Here is an 18,863-nt window from a genome sequence, read left to right as displayed (position 1 = left end):
AAATACTTTGGCGTTCCAAAAAACCATAGGATATAAAGTTGTTGAAAAATGGTTGGAGAAGCAGGGACGAAGACCATTTCTATTCCAGTCTGAAACATGGGAAGCAATTCACCTTGGTGAAAGTGCCTTGGTAAACGCGCCTACAGGTTATGGCAAAACATTCTCTGTATTCCTGGGCGCTGTCATTCAATTCATAAATGACAATCCAAACGACTATCAATCAAAATCTTCAAACGGCCTTCAACTTCTATGGATCACTCCGCTTAGAGCACTTGCCAAAGATATAGGAAGGGCTATGGAAGAAGTAATCGGAGAATTGGGGATCAAGTGGAAAGTGGGCATCCGGAATGGTGATACCCCAATTTCGGAAAGACAAAGACAAAAAAAAAATGTACCTGACGTTCTAATTATTACGCCTGAAAGTTTACACCTGCTGCTTGCCCAAAAAGGCTATGCACTTTTCTTTAAATCCTTACGAATCATTGCCGTTGATGAATGGCATGAGTTATTGGGAAGCAAACGAGGCGTTCAGGTTGAACTCGCCATCTCCCGCATTATCAAGGTCTGCCAATTATATCAGGAAAACCAAAATTCAATATCGAATAATCAATCTAAGCACCTTTCGGTCTTCGGCATCTCTGCTACTGTAGGTAATCTTGAGCAGGCAAAAAATGTTTTATTATCGCCTTTAGAGGTTGAAGGACGAATTATCCAGGCTAGTCTTCCCAAAATCACCAAAGTGGAATCCATCTTTCCTGATGAAATTGAAAAGTATCCCTGGGCGGGTCACCTTGGAATCAAACTGGTTGATAAAATTGTTCCTATAATCCGGAACAGCACTACAACCCTCCTCTTTATTAATACAAGGGGAATGACGGAAATGTGGTACCAGGCATTACTTACTGCAGCTCCGGATCTTGCCGGTGCCATTGCGATCCACCATGGCAGTATTGAACAGGAATTGCGGCAGTGGGTAGAAGAGGCCCTGCATACGGGTACACTTAAATGTGTAGTATGTACAGCAAGTCTTGATCTTGGTGTTGATTTTCGACCAGTCGAAACCGTTATACAAGTGGGTTCACCAAAGGGCGTTGCCCGCTTCCTTCAACGGGCCGGTAGAAGTGGACATCAACCAGGTGCAACAAGCAGGATTTATTTTTTACCAACTCATTCTCTAGAACTTGTGGAAGCAGCTGCCTTGCAGGAGGCGATCGATCTGGGAATAGTAGAATCAAGACAGCCAATGTTACTTTGTTTTGATGTATTGATTCAATATTTATGCACAATTGCAGTATCAGATGGATTCAGGCAGGAATTGATCTTTGATGAGGTAAAAACTACATATTGTTTCAAAGAAATGACCCAAGATGAATGGGCACTCATTCTACAATTCATAACCTCGGGTGGTAAAGCACTTCAGCAGTATGATGACTATAAGAAAGTTGAGATCGTTGATGGTATTTATCGCATAACAAGCAGACGTATGGCAATGCGTCATCGCATGCATATAGGTACAATTGTAAGCGATGCGATGCTGAAAGTAAAATTCATGACCGGAGGATATATTGGAGTAATAGAAGAATGGTTCATCAGCCGACTTGATCCAGGTACAACATTTACTCTTGCCGGGCGAAACCTGGAATTGGTGATGATCAAAGACATGACAGTGCTGGTGAAGAAGTCAAATGCTAAAAAAACTATCGTACCGAGTTGGATGGGAGGCCGGATGCCTTTATCAGCGAATCTTGGAAAACTTCTGAGAGAACAATTCAATGAAGCGGGCAAACAAAAGAACAAACGTAAAGAAATAAGTGCTTTAAAACCACTCTTTGATCTACAGTCATCACTCAGCCATATTCCGAAGGACAATGAATTGCTGATTGAACAGATAGAAACTAAGGATGGCTTTCACTTGTTTGTATTCCCTTTCGAAGGCAGGCTGGTTCATGAAGCTATGGCTGCTATCCTTGCCTGGCGGATAAGCCAGATCAGACCCATCAGCTTTTCTTTCGCAATGAATGATTACGGCTTCGAACTTCTAAGCGACCAACCCATTCCGGTTGATGATACTAATGTTTATGATCTGTTTTCACCAGATAACCTCTTCATTGACATCCAACGAAGTGTAAATTCTACGGAAATGGCTAAACGAAAATTCAGGGATATCGCCGTAATTGGTGGTCTTATATTCCAGGGCTACCCGGGTGAACATAAAAAAGCGAGGCACCTGCAATCAAGTGCTTCGCTTCTATTCAAAGTTTTTCAGGAATATGATAGGGACAACCTCCTCATGAGGCAAGCTTATCAGGAAGTGTTTGACCAGCAAATGGAAGAAGCTCGCTTGCGTGAAATGCTTGACCGTATACAATCTTCCAGCATAGTTCTTCAGTTTCCGGAAAAACTGACTCCTTTCTGTTTCCCTATTAAGGTTGACAGTATGCGAGAGAACCTAAGTTCGGAAAAGTTGGAAGACCGTATCCGAAAAATGCAGCTGCATCTGGGTGATTGATTATTTCAGATATTTCAACTGTGTGGTATACAGGATTATAAATAAAAGAGGCAATAATAACATAAAGGAAGCTCCACCTGCAAAACCAACTCCTATAAAAAGCAGGCTCCCGATAATTGGAAGAATTTCACCGATCAGCCACATAAAATACCCGGTCTTTTGAAGTTTTCTCATCTGCAATGCTCCATAAAAACAAAGCCCAATGCCCACAACCATTATAATAAAAAGTGGTATTCTGTTTTCATAGGCGAGACGTGCATTTTCAAGTGCTTCAGGCCCCATCATAGACTTCATAAATTCTGGCACTTTATCCATGTCACCGCTTGCCTGGGCTTCTTCCAATCGTTCGAGATTTTTCCGTCCATTAATAAGATTGAGTGATCCGAAAAATAACTCAATGGCGCAGCCGATCATTGTTAATATAGTCAACACGTTCAAAAGGGATGGAAGTTTTTTCTCATCCTTATCAAAGGGGTTTTGTGTACTCATAAAAACAGGTTTGGTTTATAATTCCATTAAAAATAAACCATTTAGCTTTGCATGGCATGCAGGCACCAATATCTTTTTCAATATCTGGCCAACAACTTTGGCTTTCCCCACTTAAGGCTATATTTTGGGAAGATCAAAATTCGCTGATCCTATCGGATCTCCATTTCGGAAAAAGCGGACATTTCCGAAAATCTGGTATTGCTATTCCGCAAAATGTGTACCGCAACGACCTCCAAAGGCTTTTCGCCCTTGTACAACATTTCCAGCCCTCATCAATAATTATAGTGGGTGATTTTTTTCACTCCACGCAGAACAAGGAAGCTGAATTATTCTCAAAGTGGCGAATTGATCATTCAGGTATTGTTTTTAACCTGGTAAGGGGTAACCACGATATATTTCCAGACCGCTGGTATGAAAGTAATAATATAAAATTACATTCGAAAACGTATCAGCAAGGTCCATTCTGTTTTGTACATGAATGGTCAAAGTGTGATGATGAGGAAAGGAAGGGATATCATTTTTCAGGCCATATACATCCAGGGGTAAGATTCAGGGGGGTTGGCAAGCAATCCCTGAGGCTTCCCTGCTTCTATTTTGAACATGACTATGCGATCTTGCCTGCATTTGGTGATTTTACGGGTCTCGCGATTATTGAACCAAAGAGGGATGCAAATGTTTTTGTAATTGCCGGTAACCAGGTATTGAACCTCCAATGATAAATCCATATCTGTATATTGCCTATGAGCCGGCTTATAATCATCCCCTACCCGAAGGTCATCGCTTTCCCATGCTTAAATATGACCTGGTACCTGAACAATTACTATATGAAGAAATCATAACAAAGGATAATCTTCACCCACCTGTTCCATGCAAAGATGCGATAATCCTCATGACTCATACAGCTGAATACCTTGACAAATTGAAATTGCAACAATTATCACCCAAAGAGCAACGACATATTGGGTTTCAACAATCTCCTCAGCTTACACAAAGGGAACTGATCATTACACAGGGCACTATTAATTGCTGTCATGCAGCATTGAAGAATGGCATCGCCCTAAATGTTGCAGGAGGAACTCATCATGCGTTTGCAGATCATGGTGAGGGATTTTGCCTGTTAAATGATTTTGCAGTGGCTGCCAACTACCTCCTCCTCCAGAAGCTGGCAGAAAAAATACTTATTCTTGATCTTGATGTTCACCAGGGCAATGGTACTGCAAAAATTTTCGATAAAGAAAACAGAGTTTTCACTTTCAGCATGCATGGCCGACACAATTACCCCTTTCATAAGGAGAAATCGGATCTTGATATTGAACTCGAGGATGGTACTGAAACTATCACCTACCTTCATCTGCTTAATCAAAATTTGAATTCTTTGCTGCAAAACTTTCAACCTGATTTTGTTTTTTATCTTTCAGGTGTTGATATACTTTCGACAGATAAGTTTGGAAAATTAAAGGTTACTATGGAAGGGTGCAAAGAAAGAGACCGATTGGTTTTCAGCCAACTTTGTTCATTTAAGATTCCATGTGTTGTTGCAATGGGCGGAGGCTACTCTCCAAATATCAGGCATATTGTTGATGCGCATTGCAACACATTTCGCGAAGCAGCAAATTTCTTATGGCAATAATTCATGATCTCTTTTTCCGAAGATCCTGATAATCCAGGTAATAAATGAATTTCAGGGTAAATTCATTTCCATGGTCAAGCCCCATTATATGCGAAAGATTTTTTCCATATCCGGGTCTGCTATAAAGATCATTACTATAATCTGGATCTATCCAATTTTTCCACCCTGCGATGATCCTGCTCCCTAGCCTGAAATCCCACACATAAAATATGTCAAGGTTGAAAATATTCACATTCAGATCGCGCCCTTCAATAAAGGGACGATCTGTCCAGTTACCATCTTTGTTAACTGAGTGGAAGGAGTGATTAGTTACCTTATTCCAATAATGACGCCCCCTTACAGTCATGTTCATGCGTGGGGCAAAATTGTAGATGCCACTCAGTATTGTGGTCACATCAAGATTCTGCCTGAAAGCAATGATAGGTCTTCCATCTGCCTCTTTTTCAAATGCAGAACCAAATTGGCCGTTGTCATTCTGGTATGCATTACTAATCTCCATCGATAATTTATCGCTGAACCGATATCTCAGACCCAGGCTGTATTTAAGGAACATATCATTATAAATGTCTTTGCTTTCTGCAAATCCGGCTGACCAATAGCCATACAGACGTTTACGGCTATCGCTACTACCGCTTAACCCAATAAAAGCCCAAGATGGTCGGCGGAGGAGTTTGTAACCAGAACGCAATTCGAAATAATCATTGTACCATGTGGGTGTGGCAGTTATCTCCACAGTAAGGTCCCAGAAATTTTTAAACCACCAGAAAGCAGTTGTTTTTATCCTGGCTTCCTGAAAACCAAAAGGTTTAAACAACGATGTATGATTGGCTGTGAAACGATACCGCTGCTGAATGAATTTTTCTGTGGGAGTGAATATATTATAACTCAGGTTTAAGGCAGTTGTAATTTCATTTGAAGCTGGAAGGAAACCAAGATCATTTGGATCATAGAGATCAGATTCAATGGTGTTACTTAAAGACCATTGCCACCTGCCGCTTACTTTTCCGAATGAAATAATATTGGCCCAGCCTTCACGACCATTTCCTCCGGTGATTTTACTGAAGCGGGGTTTAAAAAGAAAGGAATAGCGATTGTCTGGTGTATAAAGACCAAGATCAATTGCAGAAACATTTGCATCGGGCGATGACCCACTTCGCCATACATTGGTGTTAGTAAAACTTATATAAGATCGGTTTCTTAAAGCTTTATCCAGTACTATAATATTATAATTGGAGAGATGTTCGGTACGGATAATGGAATCATTCCCGGAAATTTCATTACGTATGATTGCGTCAACCGGTTGGGCAACCGCGTTAAATATTCCAATCCCCAGATTATGCTTATTTCTACCAGAAAATTTAATCGCATTAAATAAAGGAGTTACAGCCGGGTTCTGTTTGATTGTGTAATTTTCATCCTCTCCATAAGTCTCAGAGATCATAGCAAAGCGCCCGGGTGTTCTCCCCACCCTTCTGCTGTAAAAGATACCAGCCTTATTAAATAATTCTGTACCCTCTGTGAAGAAGGGTCGGTTTTCCTGAAACTGAATATCAAAAGGAGTCAGATTATTGATTTTGTTATCAGATATCACTTGCCCGAAATCTGGTATCAATGTTGCGTCAAGTGTAAAACTTTCATTAATGCCCCATTTAAGGTCCATGCCGCCACTACGCAACCACTCAACTTGTTTCTCGCCTTTTTCATTCGGGGTATTGGAGCGATAACCACCACTTACATAGGGAGAAAAGCTCAGCCGAAGCGGGGGACTTAGCTCGGTTAATCCATCTAAAATTCCAAACTGGTTTACGAAACCGTTTACTGCAGGATTCACAGGATTCCAAAAGCTTGTTTCATTAGCAATTCTGTCAAATCGCAGGAATTGGATTCCCCATGTTTGCATTTTTTCTTTGGAGAACCTGATTGCACTATAAGGAATTCTTATTTCAACTGACCATCCCTCCTTATTAAAGCTAACCCGACTATCCCAAACTGCATCCCAGCTTTTATCTCCGTAATTACCCCAGTCGCCACTAACCAGCGGGGACAAACGAGCATCCGATTGAACATTACGGGAAGTGACTAGAAACTGGAAACCATTTTGCTGATCTTTATAGGTATCGAGGAATACGGCAAAATGGTCAGCATCAGCCCGGTCGTGTTCGTCACGTGCAGTTAATTGTCTACGAACCCTGGAAGGGTCATCATAGAGCTGTGCTCCAACATATATAGCCGCGTTATCATAAAGAATCTTAACTGATGTTTTTTTTGCAGCAGGGTTTCCAAATGCAGGTTGATTAAGTATAAAATCGCTGGCAATGGGAGCATCGGCCCAAACCTGGTCATCCAGTAAACCATCAAGTTTCGGGCCCTGAACTACCTTTAATGCAATAGTCGTTTTATGTTGCGCCTTTAAAAACAAAGATGAAATCAGTAATAAAAAAAGGGCAATCGGTCGCATTCAAAAGGGATTATTTGTAAAACTACTTTAGAAGCCAATAATATCTATCACCTTTCATCATAAACTTAACCAAATCCACCTACCACTAAAAAAAGAAACCGGCATAGAAATGCCGGTCTTACTAACCCATAGTACTAAAAACAAAGATTTATAGTTAATTCATTTTTTTCTTAAGAGAGCTAACCTGTTCCTGCAGATTAGTAACAATAGTTGCCAGTTGATCTACATCCCAACGTTGCTGCAGATTGGCCCTGGTAATTACCATTTGTGCCTGCCACACTTCAACAATATCACTTGCATCTACCTGGTATGGCTGATAGACAGGGTTGTCACTTACCAATGTCAATTTTTGCTTTGATCTGGGATTTTTCATCACCCGTTTATATACAATACCTTCCTGCCTGGAAACAACTATATAGGTATTGCTGGTTTTTACCGCTTCAAGATCTTCAACTTTTTCTCCTACTATAATAGAACCACTGGGAGTTGGTAACATTGAATCTCCAAGTATCTCAAACGCCCTGTATTGTCCGGGCGCCAGCATTGGTAAAGTGAAAGTATTCAGTTCGTCAATAAACTCGGGGTCAGCAAATCCATTAAGATACCCAGCCGCCGCCTTAACTGGTACAAACTGTATAACGGTAGGTTCCGTTGCCAGTTTCTGAGCCCTTCTTTTTGCAATATAACTGCCCTTGGTTTCACCCAGGTCTTTAAGGAATAATTCATCAAGGCTAACCTTGAAGAGATCACTTACCAATTCCAGCACTTCGAGCCTTGGCTCAGCCCTCTCTTCCTCGTAGGCTCCTAAGAGCGAGCGTTTGATCTTCAGCCTGGTGGCGAAATCTTCCTGTGTCCATCCGCGAAGTTTGCGTAAGTACTTTAAGTTCTTTCCAGCGTAAGACATGCTAACTGATTTAGCACGAAATTACTAAATTTCTTATCATTACAAAATCTTTTTCAGGATTATTTCCTTCTTACATTCGCGTATGGCCAAGGCGAAAAGAATCAAAGAAGAACCCATCATACTGATAACCAACGATGATGGCATCACTGCCCCGGGCATAATAAACCTTGTAGAGGCAGTTAAAGATCTGGGTAAAGTTGTTGTGGTTGCACCAGACAAACCACAATCAGGTATGGGACATGCAATAACCATCGGATCACCTCTTCGGTTACATGCCTTTCACCAGTTTCCCGGCATTGAGGCTTACCAATGCACAGGTACCCCTGTGGATTGTGTGAAGCTTGCTGTTGACAAAGTGCTGCATAGGAAACCTGATCTATGCTTGTCTGGAATAAATCACGGCGCAAATCATTCCATAAATGTTATCTACTCCGGAACAATGTCAGCTGCAATGGAAGCAGGAATAGAAAGCATACCATCAATTGGATTCTCTCTGATGGATTATAGTATTGAGGCCGATTTTACTGCTGCCCGTGTTTATGCGCGTAAGATCACCCAGCAGGTCCTCAGTAAAAAGCAGGACAAGCATATGGTGCTGAATGTGAATATTCCAGCTGTGCCACAAGAGCATATCAAGGGGATTAAAATCTGCAGGCAGGCATACGCTAAATACCAGGAAGATTTCATGGAGCGGCAGGATCCTCATGGAAGAAGGTATTACTGGCTCACTGGTGAATTCATGAATTTTGACAAAGGAAAGGATACAGATGTATGGGCATTAAACAATAATTATGTTAGTGTAGTTCCCGTGCAATTTGATCTTACAAACTACGTTCTTAAGTCCAAACTTGAAAAAAGCTGGAAACACTGATGTTAAAACAAGACAATCTAAGGTTGGGCATATTTTTGGGATTCCTGGCTCCCATAGCAGGCCTAATCCTTTATTATTTTTTTGCTTTCTATACGCGACAGGTTGGCTTTCTTGAATTTCTGGGTTATCTCAAACAATACAAAAACCTTCTTACTGCGGTTAGCAGTATTTCCCTTGTGGCCAATGCTATTTTATTTACGGTTTATATCAATAACCGAAAGGATAAGACCGCGAAGGGAATTTTTGTCGCCACATTGATTTATGGGATAGCAGTACTTCTGATCAAGGTTTTGAAGTAGTCGTCACCCCTATCTTTGCTTACATGAAATACTATATCATCGCAGGCGAAGCAAGCGGCGATCTCCATGGCAGTAACCTTATAAGGGAAATGAAACTGAAAGACCCCGGGTCGATATTCCGTGGTTGGGGTGGTGATCTTATGCAAGCTGCCGGCGTAGAACTTGTAAAGCACTACTCAGAACTGGCTTTTATGGGTTTCGTGGAAGTGATAGCTAACCTCCGCACAATTTTGCGAAACCTTGATACCTGCAAAAAGGATATAGCTGCTTTCAACCCAGATGCTATTATTCTGATAGATTATCCAGGTTTCAATTTGCGCATCGCTGAATGGGCAAAACAACAACAATACCGCACTATCTATTATATATCTCCACAGGTATGGGCATGGAAAGAAAACAGGGTGAAGTTAATTCGTAAGACAGTTGACAAAATGCTGGTCATTCTTCCATTTGAAAAGGAGTTTTATAAAAAATGGAATTATCCCGTGGAGTATGTGGGTCATCCGCTTGCCGAAGTAGTCGATAATCATATAAAGGCCAATCCCCAGCTACAACCAAATAAAGATCTCGTAACATTATTACCTGGAAGCCGTAAACAGGAGATCCTCAAGAAACTGCCTTTGATGCTTGAAGTAACCCGATCATTTCCTGAACATAGGTTTGTAGTAGCTAAAGCGCCAGGACAACCGGATTCATTTTATGCGCCCTTACTGGCTGCTTACCCACAGGTCACCGCTGCCCGTGATGCTACTTACGACCTTTTGATGCAAAGCCGCGCTGCACTCGTAACTTCTGGAACTGCTACCCTGGAAACTGCATTATTCAGTGTACCACAGGTTGTATGTTATAAAGGCAACAGGATATCATACCTGATTGCACGAAGGCTGATCCGTGTGAAATATATTTCTTTGGTGAACCTGATAATGGATAGACCAATTGTGAAGGAGCTTATCCAGGATGAAATGAATGTTGCCAATCTTCGTGATGAACTGGAGAAAGTTCTTTTTGACAATGAATATCGAGACAGGATGGCTGCTGATTACCTGGAGCTGATCAGTAAGTTACAAAAAGGAGGCAGAGCTTCCGAAAAAGCTGCACATAGTATCTTGCAGTTCATGCAGGGTGCGGGCTAAGTTATTTTTTCAGAAACAGAAAACGGATAAGCATATAAATAAGTGCAGCCAGAAACATAAGAAGGGATAGGCGATTGATGCCATGCATATATCCTATCCATTTTGATTTTGGCGCATCGGGATCTTTTTTCTTTAAATATAGATATTCCGCAAGCTGTCTGAGAATGCCCATCCGTTTTTTATTATTAACAAAGCTAGCCGTTTTTTGTTTTCAAACGCGATTTCTGCCCCCAGGTTCATATTAGGTGATAGATATCACAGTACAGGCGTCTTCATTGTTTCAAATTTGCATTCAAAATAACAGCAATGGAAATAATTGGATATCTGGCAGCATTGGTAATTGGTATTTCCTTGGGATTGATTGGAGGTGGGGGTTCAATTCTCACTGTTCCCGTACTGGTATACCTTTTTGGTGTGGATCCTATAACAGCAACAGCTTACTCATTATTTATTGTTGGAGCTACCAGTCTGGTAGGAACCTGGCCAAAGCACAGGCAGGGAGAAGTCAATTTTAAAACTGCTTTAATTTTCGGAATCCCATCCATTCTGGCAGTATTCGCCACCAGAAAATTCATTGTGCCTGCCATCCCCCATGATATTTTCCATATAGGTGATTTTTTGGTTACCAAGCCTATTCTCATGATGATCTTATTTGCAGTCTTAATGGTATTTGCTTCTGTCTCAATGATTCGTGAAAATGGTAAAGCCAAAGAAATTGCAGAAGGTCCTCAGCAATTCAATTATCCGCTCATAATTATTGAAGGTGCAATTGTTGGTACACTTACCGGTTTGGTTGGTGCAGGTGGTGGCTTCCTTATTATCCCGGCTCTTGTTTTATTAAGCAAATTACCTATGAAACAAGCGGTGGGCACATCGCTTCTTATTATAGCAGCCAAGTCACTTATTGGCTTTACGGGTGATCTTGGTCATACTATAATGGATTGGAAGCTGCTGTTGTTAGTTACAGCTCTTGCTATTGCAGGAATTTTTCTGGGAAATACCATGAGCAAAAAAGTATCCCCCGAAAAACTCAAGAAGGGGTTTGGTTGGTTTGTACTGGTAATGGGCATATACATAATTATTAAGGAACTTTTTTTTGGTGGTGGCGGAGGCCATTGAAATTGATGGGAAGAATATAATAGCACGGTGCAAATGATAATTAATCTATCAAAAATGAAAAAAGCACACATAGTCATTTTAATGCTATTAGTGTTAACATTTAAAGAGGCAGCGGCCCAGCAGGCTATTGATCATTCATCTGCAGAATCAGATAGCAGCTCAATTCTACATGCCTTTAAAAACGGCAGGATTCATGGCCATTTCCGGTATTTTTTTATGGCTACACAAAACAGAGGGTCTCTGCAAGACTATTATGCTAATGCCATTGGTGGAGGCATAAAATATGAAACAGCTCTATTCCATGGATTCCAGTTTGGTGTTGGCGGATTCTTTATTTATAATATCGGATCCTCAAACCTTAGTGTTCCAGATCCAACTACAGGCTCAATGAATCGATATGAATTGGGTTTGTTTGATATAGAAAACCCTGGCAATAAGAATGATATCGACCGGCTTGAGGAATTATACCTGAAATATAAGATTGGAGAATCAACGATCGTGTTCGGTAAACAATTGCCAGATATGCCTTTTATAAATATGCAGGATGGAAGGATGCGTCCCACCGAAGTAGAGGGCGCCGTAACAACTATCAATGATATAAAAAATACAACAATCACAGCAGCCTGGCTCTATAAGATCTCTCCGAGAAGCACTGTTGAATGGTATTCAGTGGGAGAATCTATTGGTGTTTATCCGCAAGGAATAAGTCCGGATGGAAAACCTTCTTCCTATCGGGGACAACTCGAAAGCAAGGGGGTAGGAGTTTTGGGAATAAAAAGAAAAATTAGTGAAAGGTTTACTGCTGAGGTATGGAACCAATATGTAGACAACATTTTCAATACATCAATGATACAGTTCGATGTAAATCATCCCATAAAATCTTCCACCAAATTGAATGCTGGTTTGCAGTTGTATCGTCAGGATGCAATAGCCCATGGAGGCAATGAGGATCCTGAGAAGACATATTTCAAAAAGGGATCCAAAAGCTTTGCCTATAGTTTGATGACAGGTTTGAAAAGTAAAAAATGGGATGGCTCTCTCAATTATACCCGTATTACTAAGAGTGGCCGATACCTAATGCCGCGCGAATGGGGGAAGGATCCCTTTTATACATTCCTGCCCAGAGAAAGAAATGAGGGCACAGGCGACCTAGACGCTGTTGTAATTAAGCTGGGATATAATTTCCCAAAGGCGCATCTTCGTTCCACTCTTGGTTATGGGCATTATTATTTACCAGATGTCAGAAATGCAGAGCTTAATAAATATGCTATCCCCTCCTACCGTCAAGTGAACGCTACTGTAAAATATGATTTTCAGAAATTATTTGAGGGGATGGATGTTCAATTCATATACGTGGGAAAAATTCTGGCAGGGGAAGACTATGGAAATGATAAATATGTAATTAATAAGGTAGCCCTGTCACATTTCAACCTTATCATCAACTATAACTTTTAGTGCCATGATCAATAAGATAGACCCTGTATGGTTCTCCCGAATAATTCGCTTTGGGTTGGGCATTGCCTTCATCGCTATTGCCAGGCAATATGAAGACGCATGGCCCTTATATCTATTTGGCGGTATTTTTATTGTAACGGGATTCTTAAGGCCCCGGCGGTGCATTGATGACAAATGTGAACTGTGACCAATATCACAATAATTAACCTGGCAAAAGAGCATTTTTAATTGTATAAGCAGGAAACAGATGAAAACGATTGCATATTCAGGTCTCGAAGCAACTATAATGTTCTTATTTATTGTACTGTTGTTATCCGCCTGCACTCACAAAAAACCTTCAAAAGATATTGAAAAAACGTCGATGAAGGAAATTCCATGGCAGGGATGGAGTAAAGATTTCATCAGTCCCCAGGATAGCCTTGTACGGTATGGATATGAACTGATCTCCAATACATCTCAGTACCTGGGACCGAAAGGATCTGTTGCACAGATATCAAATGGCATGAATTGCCAGAACTGCCATATTTCGGGAGGCACAGTTCCATGGGGTAATAATTACAGTGCTGTTGTTTCCACCTATCCAAAATTTCGCGACCGTAGTGGTGGTATGGAGACAATTCCAAAACGTATAAATGATTGTTTTGAAAGAAGCCTGAATGGCAGGGCCCTTGATAGTAATAGTTTGGAGATGAGATCTATAGTTGCATATATGCATTGGGTAGGTGATGATATTCCACAGGGCGAAAAACCACCAGGTAGCGGAATTAAAGAATTAGCATTCCTTGATAGAGCCGCTGATCCTAATAAAGGTAGGAATGTGTATATTAATAGTTGTCAGAACTGCCATGGAAATAATGGCGAAGGTCAATTAAATATATCTGGTACCGGATATACCTATCCCCCATTGTGGGGAGCAAACAGTTATAATGAGGGTGCAGGTCTTTATCGTATATCGCGGCTTGCCGGGTTCGTTAAGGCTAACATGCCTTTCCTCCTGGCCACTTATAATCATCCTGTTCTTAGTGATGAAGAATCATGGGATGTTGCAGCGTATATAAATTCACAACCAAGGCCAGGGAAAGATATCAGCCAGGATTGGCCTGACATTTCTAAAAAACCAATTGATCATCCTTTTGGTCCCTATTCCGATGGATTTAGTGAAGAACAACATAAATTCGGTCCATTTCAGCCAATAAAGGAAGCGAGAGATAGCAGGAAAAAAACAGCTCTGAAGTAAGCAAAAAACTTTTAAAAAACAGCAATGTCAAGACCCCATCCATCCATTTGTGCATGCACCAATTGCAACGCTGGCAGACTTACCCAGAAAGAAAAAGAATTACACCTGGAAATTTCATCCAATAGCCGACGTGAATTTTTACGAACAGCAGGGATGCTGGGATTGGGAATGGGTGTTGGTGGTGGCCTTGTTACACCAATGGCCGCGGCTGCAAGCAACACTCCGGAAAGCAACTTAGAGGAGGCCGGGATTTATGCAAATAAAGCGGTTAAAAATGGAAAAGCATCAGTAATTACATTACTTCATAGTGCCGACATCCATTCACAGCTTTCAATTCATGATGAATTCTTCATTGAAAATGAAAAGGTTGTTTACAAGAAAAGAGGTGGGTTTGCAACACTTAAGACGATGATCAACAAATTACGTGCAAAGAATCCCTCTGGTACACTTGTAATTGATGGTGGCGATTGCTTCCAGGGAGGAGGAGTTGCGGCACTGACAGAGGGTAAAGCTATTGTTCCACTAATCAATAACATAGGATATGACATCATGCTTCCAGGCAATTGGGAAGTTGTATATGGAAAGGAAATGATGATGAAAGATATGTTTGCTTATAATGCAGTTAAGGTCTGTGCAAACATGTTTCACAAAACAAATGATACTTATAATGGGGATCTTATCTTTCCTCCCTACTTCATTAAATATATCGGCGGCTCGAAGATTGGGTTCATAGGATACAATGACCCTTTAACACCAAAGCGTCAATCACCGGCATATAGCGATGGAATTCAATTTACATCCCCCGAGTTGAACGTATCAAAGTATATCCGTTTACTTAAAGAGTATGAACATTGTGATATGGTTTTCCTGCTTACACATATGGGACTTGCCCAACAGGTTGGATTAGCCAACATGGTTGAAGTAAAAGGGGTCGATTATATTCTAGGTGCAGACACCCATGAACGGGTACGTACCCCAATTGAAGGGAAGTATACAAAGGTTACAGAACCGGGTGCATTTGGTTCGTTCCTCGCCAAACTTGATATTGTTCTTGAAAATGGAGTTGTTAAGGACCAGTCGTATCAGTTACTTGATGTTGATCCTGACCGATATAAACCAGATGCGGAAATGGAAAAGCTTGTAGAAAATGCCCGTGCGCCTTTTAAAGCACAATTGGACAAAGTGATTGGAAAAACAAAAACGCCATTGGTAAGATATTATGTTATTGAAACTCCGATGGACAATTTCATCACAGATGCAATCATGTGGAAATTTAAACCTGATATAGCCATTAGTAACGGTTTCAGATTCTGTCCACCCCTGGTTCCTGATCCGTCAACAGGAGTTGCCGAAATTACAAAGGATTATTTATGGAGTATGTTACCGGTAGATAGCGAGGCAAAAGAAGGTCTGATTACCGGACGCCAGTTATTGGATTGGATGGAAAAGGAACTTCAGAATGCATTCGCAAAAGATCCTGCAAAACGATTTGGAGGCTGGGTAGTTCGTTTTAAAGGTATGGATGTAAAATTCACTATTGGAAATGAGGTAGGAAAAAGAGTCCAACATATAAATGTTGGTGGTGAACCACTTGATATTCAAAAAAAATATCGGATCGTAGCATGTGAACGAGAGGGCGATCCGGATACCACATTATGCCGAATTGAAGGTGTTGCGGGGGCTAAACGTCTGGGCTCAACACTTCATAACATGATAGAAGAATACCTTGCGTTGCATTCGCCCATTTCACCAGAAATTGAGGGAAGGTGCACAGCAACTGATGCACCGGACTCCTTGTTGACCCAGTTGATGGGGGTAGGCTATGAATTCAGGTAAAGGCTTTCAACGCCTCTGCTTGAAATAAAATGTAAACAGAAAAAAGATAAGACGGATAATATCATAGGATGAACGTTGCAGAAAAAGTTCAAATAAATTATACTGTTTTGACCATTCCGTTTCCGTAATAGCTTTGCAATCACTTTCAATGATCTTCTTTAGCTCTTGTTCCACCGTTAATGAAAATAGGCCGTCGTTGATATCGAGATTCAATTCAATGCTGGCATAAGCACTAAGAAAATTGATATTGTATGATCCAATGGTTGTGAATTCAGAATCAAAGCAACTGATTTTTCCATGCAATATATTTGCCTGATATTCATAAAGAGAAATTTTGTTTCTAAGTAGCCATCGGTAAAGATAACGTTCAGCATTCTTGGCCATAACTATATCCGATTTACCTGCCGTTATTACATGAATTTTCACACCTCGGGCAGCTGCTCTTGCCAGACTTTTTCGCATCACGCGACCCGGCAGGAAATAACTTGACATGAGATAAACTTCTTTCTCAGCTGAAGAAAGTAACTCAATATAACTGCGCGATATCTCGGTGCGTCTGCGCACCCAATCTTCTCGCCTGATTCTAACTTTACAACTGCCTTCACTAAAATAATGCTCTGGTTTAAGTTGATATCGAACAGACTTTTTCTTACCCCAACCCGCTTTATTCCATAGGTCCTGGCAAATCAGGAATAACTTTCCACAAATTTCTCCTTCAACAAATACCGCCCAATCCAGCCAGGCTGTTTCCTGCGGCATATCATTGTACCGGTTACTAATATTGATACCCCCAACCATTGCCCTCGCGGCATCCGCAATTATAACCTTATGGTGGAGCCTTCTTCCAAAATAAAAATGCTTTGCCCTGAGAAGTGGTTCGAACCAGCGAAATTTAATTCCAGCTAACTTAATTTCTGCAATACGATTCCTGGACAAACCTTGTGAGGCATAACCATCGAGCAGCATAAATACTGATACGCCTTTTGCAGAAGCCTCATTTAATGCATTAAGCACAGATCTTCCTGTTTCATCATCATCGAAAATATACATCTGAAGATGAATTGAATGTTCTGCGGATCTTATCAGATCAATAAGACTTTCAAAATAATTTTTCCCTCCCCGAATCAATTTGACCCGATTATGAAACGTGAATCCACCAAGTGCATTTTTGGATTTCATGATTAAGTTAATATAGTACTTTTAGGTAGATTCAAACATGGCAATAAGTATTGAAATATGGAAGTTGATTGCAGGCATCGTTATCTTTATTATGGGTATGCGATTTCTGGAAGAGGCCCTGAAACAGATCGCTGGCCGTCCTTTCAAATTATTTCTCAGAAAGCATACTACCAATAAAGTTAAAGGCATCTTAGGCGGTGCAGTTGTTACAGGGATTCTGCAAAGTAGTTCAGTAGTAAATATAATGGTTTTAGCGTTTGTGGGTGCCGGAGTCATAAGTATGCAAAATGCACTGGCTTTAATGCTGGGATCAAATTTGGGTACAACACTCACAAGTTGGTTAATTGCCACCATCGGCTTCAAAATTAATATCGAATCACTTGCCTTTCCTCTTACAGGTATTGCAGGTTTGGCATGGTCCCTTACCTCCAGTAATTCACGATTTTATCAATGGCTACATTTTCTGCTGGGATTTGGTTTACTGCTTATAGGGCTGCAGTTCATGAAAGAAGGGGCAACTGAAACGGTGAAACAAATTGACCTAACCCAGTTTAATCAGTACCCCGCAATAATATTTTTGCTTTGCGGGGTAATAATTACCTCTTTGGTCCAATCAAGTAGTGCCACCGTCGCCCTTGTTCTTTCAGCAATATATACTGGAGGTATTACCCTATATGCGGGGTGTGCAATAGTTCTTGGTGCTGAAATTGGAACTACCATTAAACTACTAATTGCAGCGCAAGGTAAAATGGCTGACAAAAAACGGGTTGCCTTCGGAAATTTTCTTTTTAATACCTTAACCACAATCGTGGTTTTCTTTATGCTCACCCCTTTTTTATGGTTCATAACAGAAACAATCGGTATAAAAGACAACCTGATAGCACTGGTTTTTTTCCAGAGTACCGTCAACATTATAAGCATTATTCTGTTTTTCCCTTTGCTGAATATTTTTGGTAATTTTTTGCAGAAACGGTTTACAGAGAATGAAAAAGAAACCAGGTTTCTACACCTAGTTAAGCCAACAGACCAGGAACTTGCCCTTCAGGCAATGGAGAAAGAAGTAATTCACTTTATTTACCATGTTATTGATTTTTTTATAGATGCCCTTGAACTTAAGGAATTGTCTGTTGAGGGTAATCTTATCAATCATCATTACAATACAAAGGGCACACTGGATAAATATGAGTTTATTAAAGAGTTGCATGGCGACATTCATGGCTTTTATCTGAAAATGCAGGGAAACAATTCAGATTCTGAGAATGTATTGAGAACAGAATCATTGATTTCCGCAGTACGGAATGCAATGTATGGAGCAAAAAGTATGAAGGATGGCTTGCAAGATGCCTTACTGCTCCGGAATTCTTCAAATGAATCCAAATTCAGGTATTATAAGGCCTCTCAGGGGCGTATGAAGGGATTTCTGGAGCCGTTGCTACGAATAATGATAGCTCCAGATGATAAGAGGGCTGAATTGCTCGAGCGTCTCTATTATAGCGTGGCTGAACAGTATACAAACTCTGTAAGGTTATTGTATAAAGAGCATACTTATTCGAATCTTAATGAATCTGAAATAACTACGATTATTAATTATAACAGGGAACTGTACACGGCAAAAAAATCTATCCTTCTGGCAGTAAAAGATTTCCTATTAGGGTCAGAAGCAGCTGCCCGCTTTAATGATCTTCCGGGGTTCATTCGATGAAGATCATTTCCTATCCAACATTTTTTGATTACATTGAAGTGA

Annotated in this window: 16 protein-coding genes; 11 read left to right on the top strand and 5 right to left on the bottom strand. The window is 40.7% G+C overall.

The features are described 5' to 3' along the window. The first annotated feature begins 7 nt into the window (after positions 1–7). Positions 8–2,509, top strand: coding sequence for a ligase-associated DNA damage response DEXH box helicase (locus V6M43_RS01935; protein WP_332732359.1), 2,502 nt, complete (start codon positions 8–10; stop codon positions 2,507–2,509). On the opposite strand, the gene V6M43_RS01930 is transcribed toward V6M43_RS01935, so the two are convergent. Then, entirely contained in the window at positions 2,510–2,998 is a 489-nt protein-coding gene (locus tag V6M43_RS01930) for a hypothetical protein (RefSeq protein WP_332732358.1), read from the bottom strand. 56 nt (positions 2,999–3,054) lie between these two features. Here V6M43_RS01930 and pdeM point away from each other — a divergent pair, with 56 nt between their 5' ends. Continuing rightward, entirely contained in the window at positions 3,055–3,714 is a 660-nt protein-coding gene (pdeM, locus tag V6M43_RS01925; protein WP_332732357.1) for a ligase-associated DNA damage response endonuclease PdeM, read from the top strand. Then, on the top strand, positions 3,711–4,628 hold the full coding sequence (locus tag V6M43_RS01920) for a histone deacetylase family protein (protein ID WP_332732356.1): 918 nt from the start codon (positions 3,711–3,713) through the stop codon (positions 4,626–4,628). The genes pdeM and V6M43_RS01920 overlap by 4 nt, the downstream gene beginning before the upstream one ends. 1 nt (position 4,629) lies before the next feature. Here V6M43_RS01920 and V6M43_RS01915 read toward each other — a convergent pair whose 3' ends face one another. Further along, positions 4,630–7,086 carry a DUF5916 domain-containing protein gene (locus V6M43_RS01915; protein ID WP_332732355.1) on the bottom strand — a complete coding sequence of 819 codons (2,457 nt, stop codon included), beginning with the start codon at positions 7,084–7,086 and terminating at the stop codon, positions 4,630–4,632. Between the two features lie 154 nt (positions 7,087–7,240). Beyond that, positions 7,241–7,990: an XRE family transcriptional regulator gene (locus V6M43_RS01910; RefSeq protein WP_332732354.1), complete on the bottom strand. Its 750-nt coding sequence runs from the start codon at positions 7,988–7,990 to the stop codon at positions 7,241–7,243. A gap of 82 nt (positions 7,991–8,072) precedes the next feature. Between V6M43_RS01910 and surE the strand changes: the two genes are divergently transcribed. The 3 genes from surE to lpxB are packed head-to-tail and all read left to right on the top strand — an operon-like array spanning position 8,073 to position 10,293. Continuing rightward, positions 8,073–8,861, top strand: a complete 789-nt coding sequence (gene surE / locus V6M43_RS01905; RefSeq protein ID WP_332732353.1) for a 5'/3'-nucleotidase SurE — start codon at positions 8,073–8,075, stop codon at positions 8,859–8,861. Beyond that, complete coding sequence (locus V6M43_RS01900) at positions 8,861–9,160, top strand: hypothetical protein (RefSeq protein ID WP_332732352.1); 300 nt, start codon at positions 8,861–8,863, stop codon at positions 9,158–9,160. Before surE ends, V6M43_RS01900 begins: the two co-directional genes overlap by 1 nt. Before the next feature lie 23 nt (positions 9,161–9,183). Next, positions 9,184–10,293, top strand: a complete 1,110-nt coding sequence (lpxB, locus tag V6M43_RS01895; protein ID WP_332732351.1) for a lipid-A-disaccharide synthase — start codon at positions 9,184–9,186, stop codon at positions 10,291–10,293. Position 10,294: 1 nt separating this feature from the next. Here the strand turns inward: lpxB and V6M43_RS01890 are convergent, their stop codons facing one another. Further along, positions 10,295–10,465, bottom strand: coding sequence for a DUF6728 family protein (locus V6M43_RS01890; protein ID WP_332732350.1), 171 nt, complete (start codon positions 10,463–10,465; stop codon positions 10,295–10,297). Between the two features lie 134 nt (positions 10,466–10,599). Here V6M43_RS01890 and V6M43_RS01885 point away from each other — a divergent pair, with 134 nt between their 5' ends. From V6M43_RS01885 to V6M43_RS01870, 4 genes are all read left to right on the top strand, one after another. After that, on the top strand, positions 10,600–11,412 hold the full coding sequence (locus tag V6M43_RS01885) for a sulfite exporter TauE/SafE family protein (RefSeq protein WP_332732349.1): 813 nt from the start codon (positions 10,600–10,602) through the stop codon (positions 11,410–11,412). 54 nt (positions 11,413–11,466) lie between these two features. Continuing rightward, a complete protein-coding gene (locus V6M43_RS01880; RefSeq protein ID WP_332732348.1) occupies positions 11,467–12,867 on the top strand; it encodes an OprD family outer membrane porin in 1,401 nt (466 codons plus the stop codon). Between the two features lie 247 nt (positions 12,868–13,114). Continuing rightward, positions 13,115–14,104: a c-type cytochrome gene (locus V6M43_RS01875; protein ID WP_332732347.1), complete on the top strand. Its 990-nt coding sequence runs from the start codon at positions 13,115–13,117 to the stop codon at positions 14,102–14,104. 24 nt (positions 14,105–14,128) lie between these two features. Continuing rightward, entirely contained in the window at positions 14,129–15,940 is a 1,812-nt protein-coding gene (locus V6M43_RS01870) for a bifunctional metallophosphatase/5'-nucleotidase (protein WP_332732346.1), read from the top strand. A 6-nt stretch (positions 15,941–15,946) separates the two neighbouring features. On the opposite strand, the gene V6M43_RS01865 is transcribed toward V6M43_RS01870, so the two are convergent. Beyond that, positions 15,947–17,119, bottom strand: coding sequence for a phospholipase D-like domain-containing protein (locus tag V6M43_RS01865; RefSeq protein ID WP_332732345.1), 1,173 nt, complete (start codon positions 17,117–17,119; stop codon positions 15,947–15,949). A 37-nt stretch (positions 17,120–17,156) separates the two neighbouring features. On the opposite strand from V6M43_RS01865, the gene V6M43_RS01860 reads away from it, so the two are divergent. Then, positions 17,157–18,821, top strand: coding sequence for a Na/Pi cotransporter family protein (locus tag V6M43_RS01860; RefSeq protein ID WP_332732344.1), 1,665 nt, complete (start codon positions 17,157–17,159; stop codon positions 18,819–18,821). Positions 18,822–18,863: the final 42 nt, after the last annotated feature.

The organism is Flavihumibacter sp., from assembly GCF_036676075.1.
Lineage (GTDB): Bacteria > Bacteroidota > Bacteroidia > Chitinophagales > Chitinophagaceae > Flavihumibacter.
Note: the sequence above shows the minus strand (reverse complement) of the source record. Positions and strands in the feature narration are given on the sequence as shown.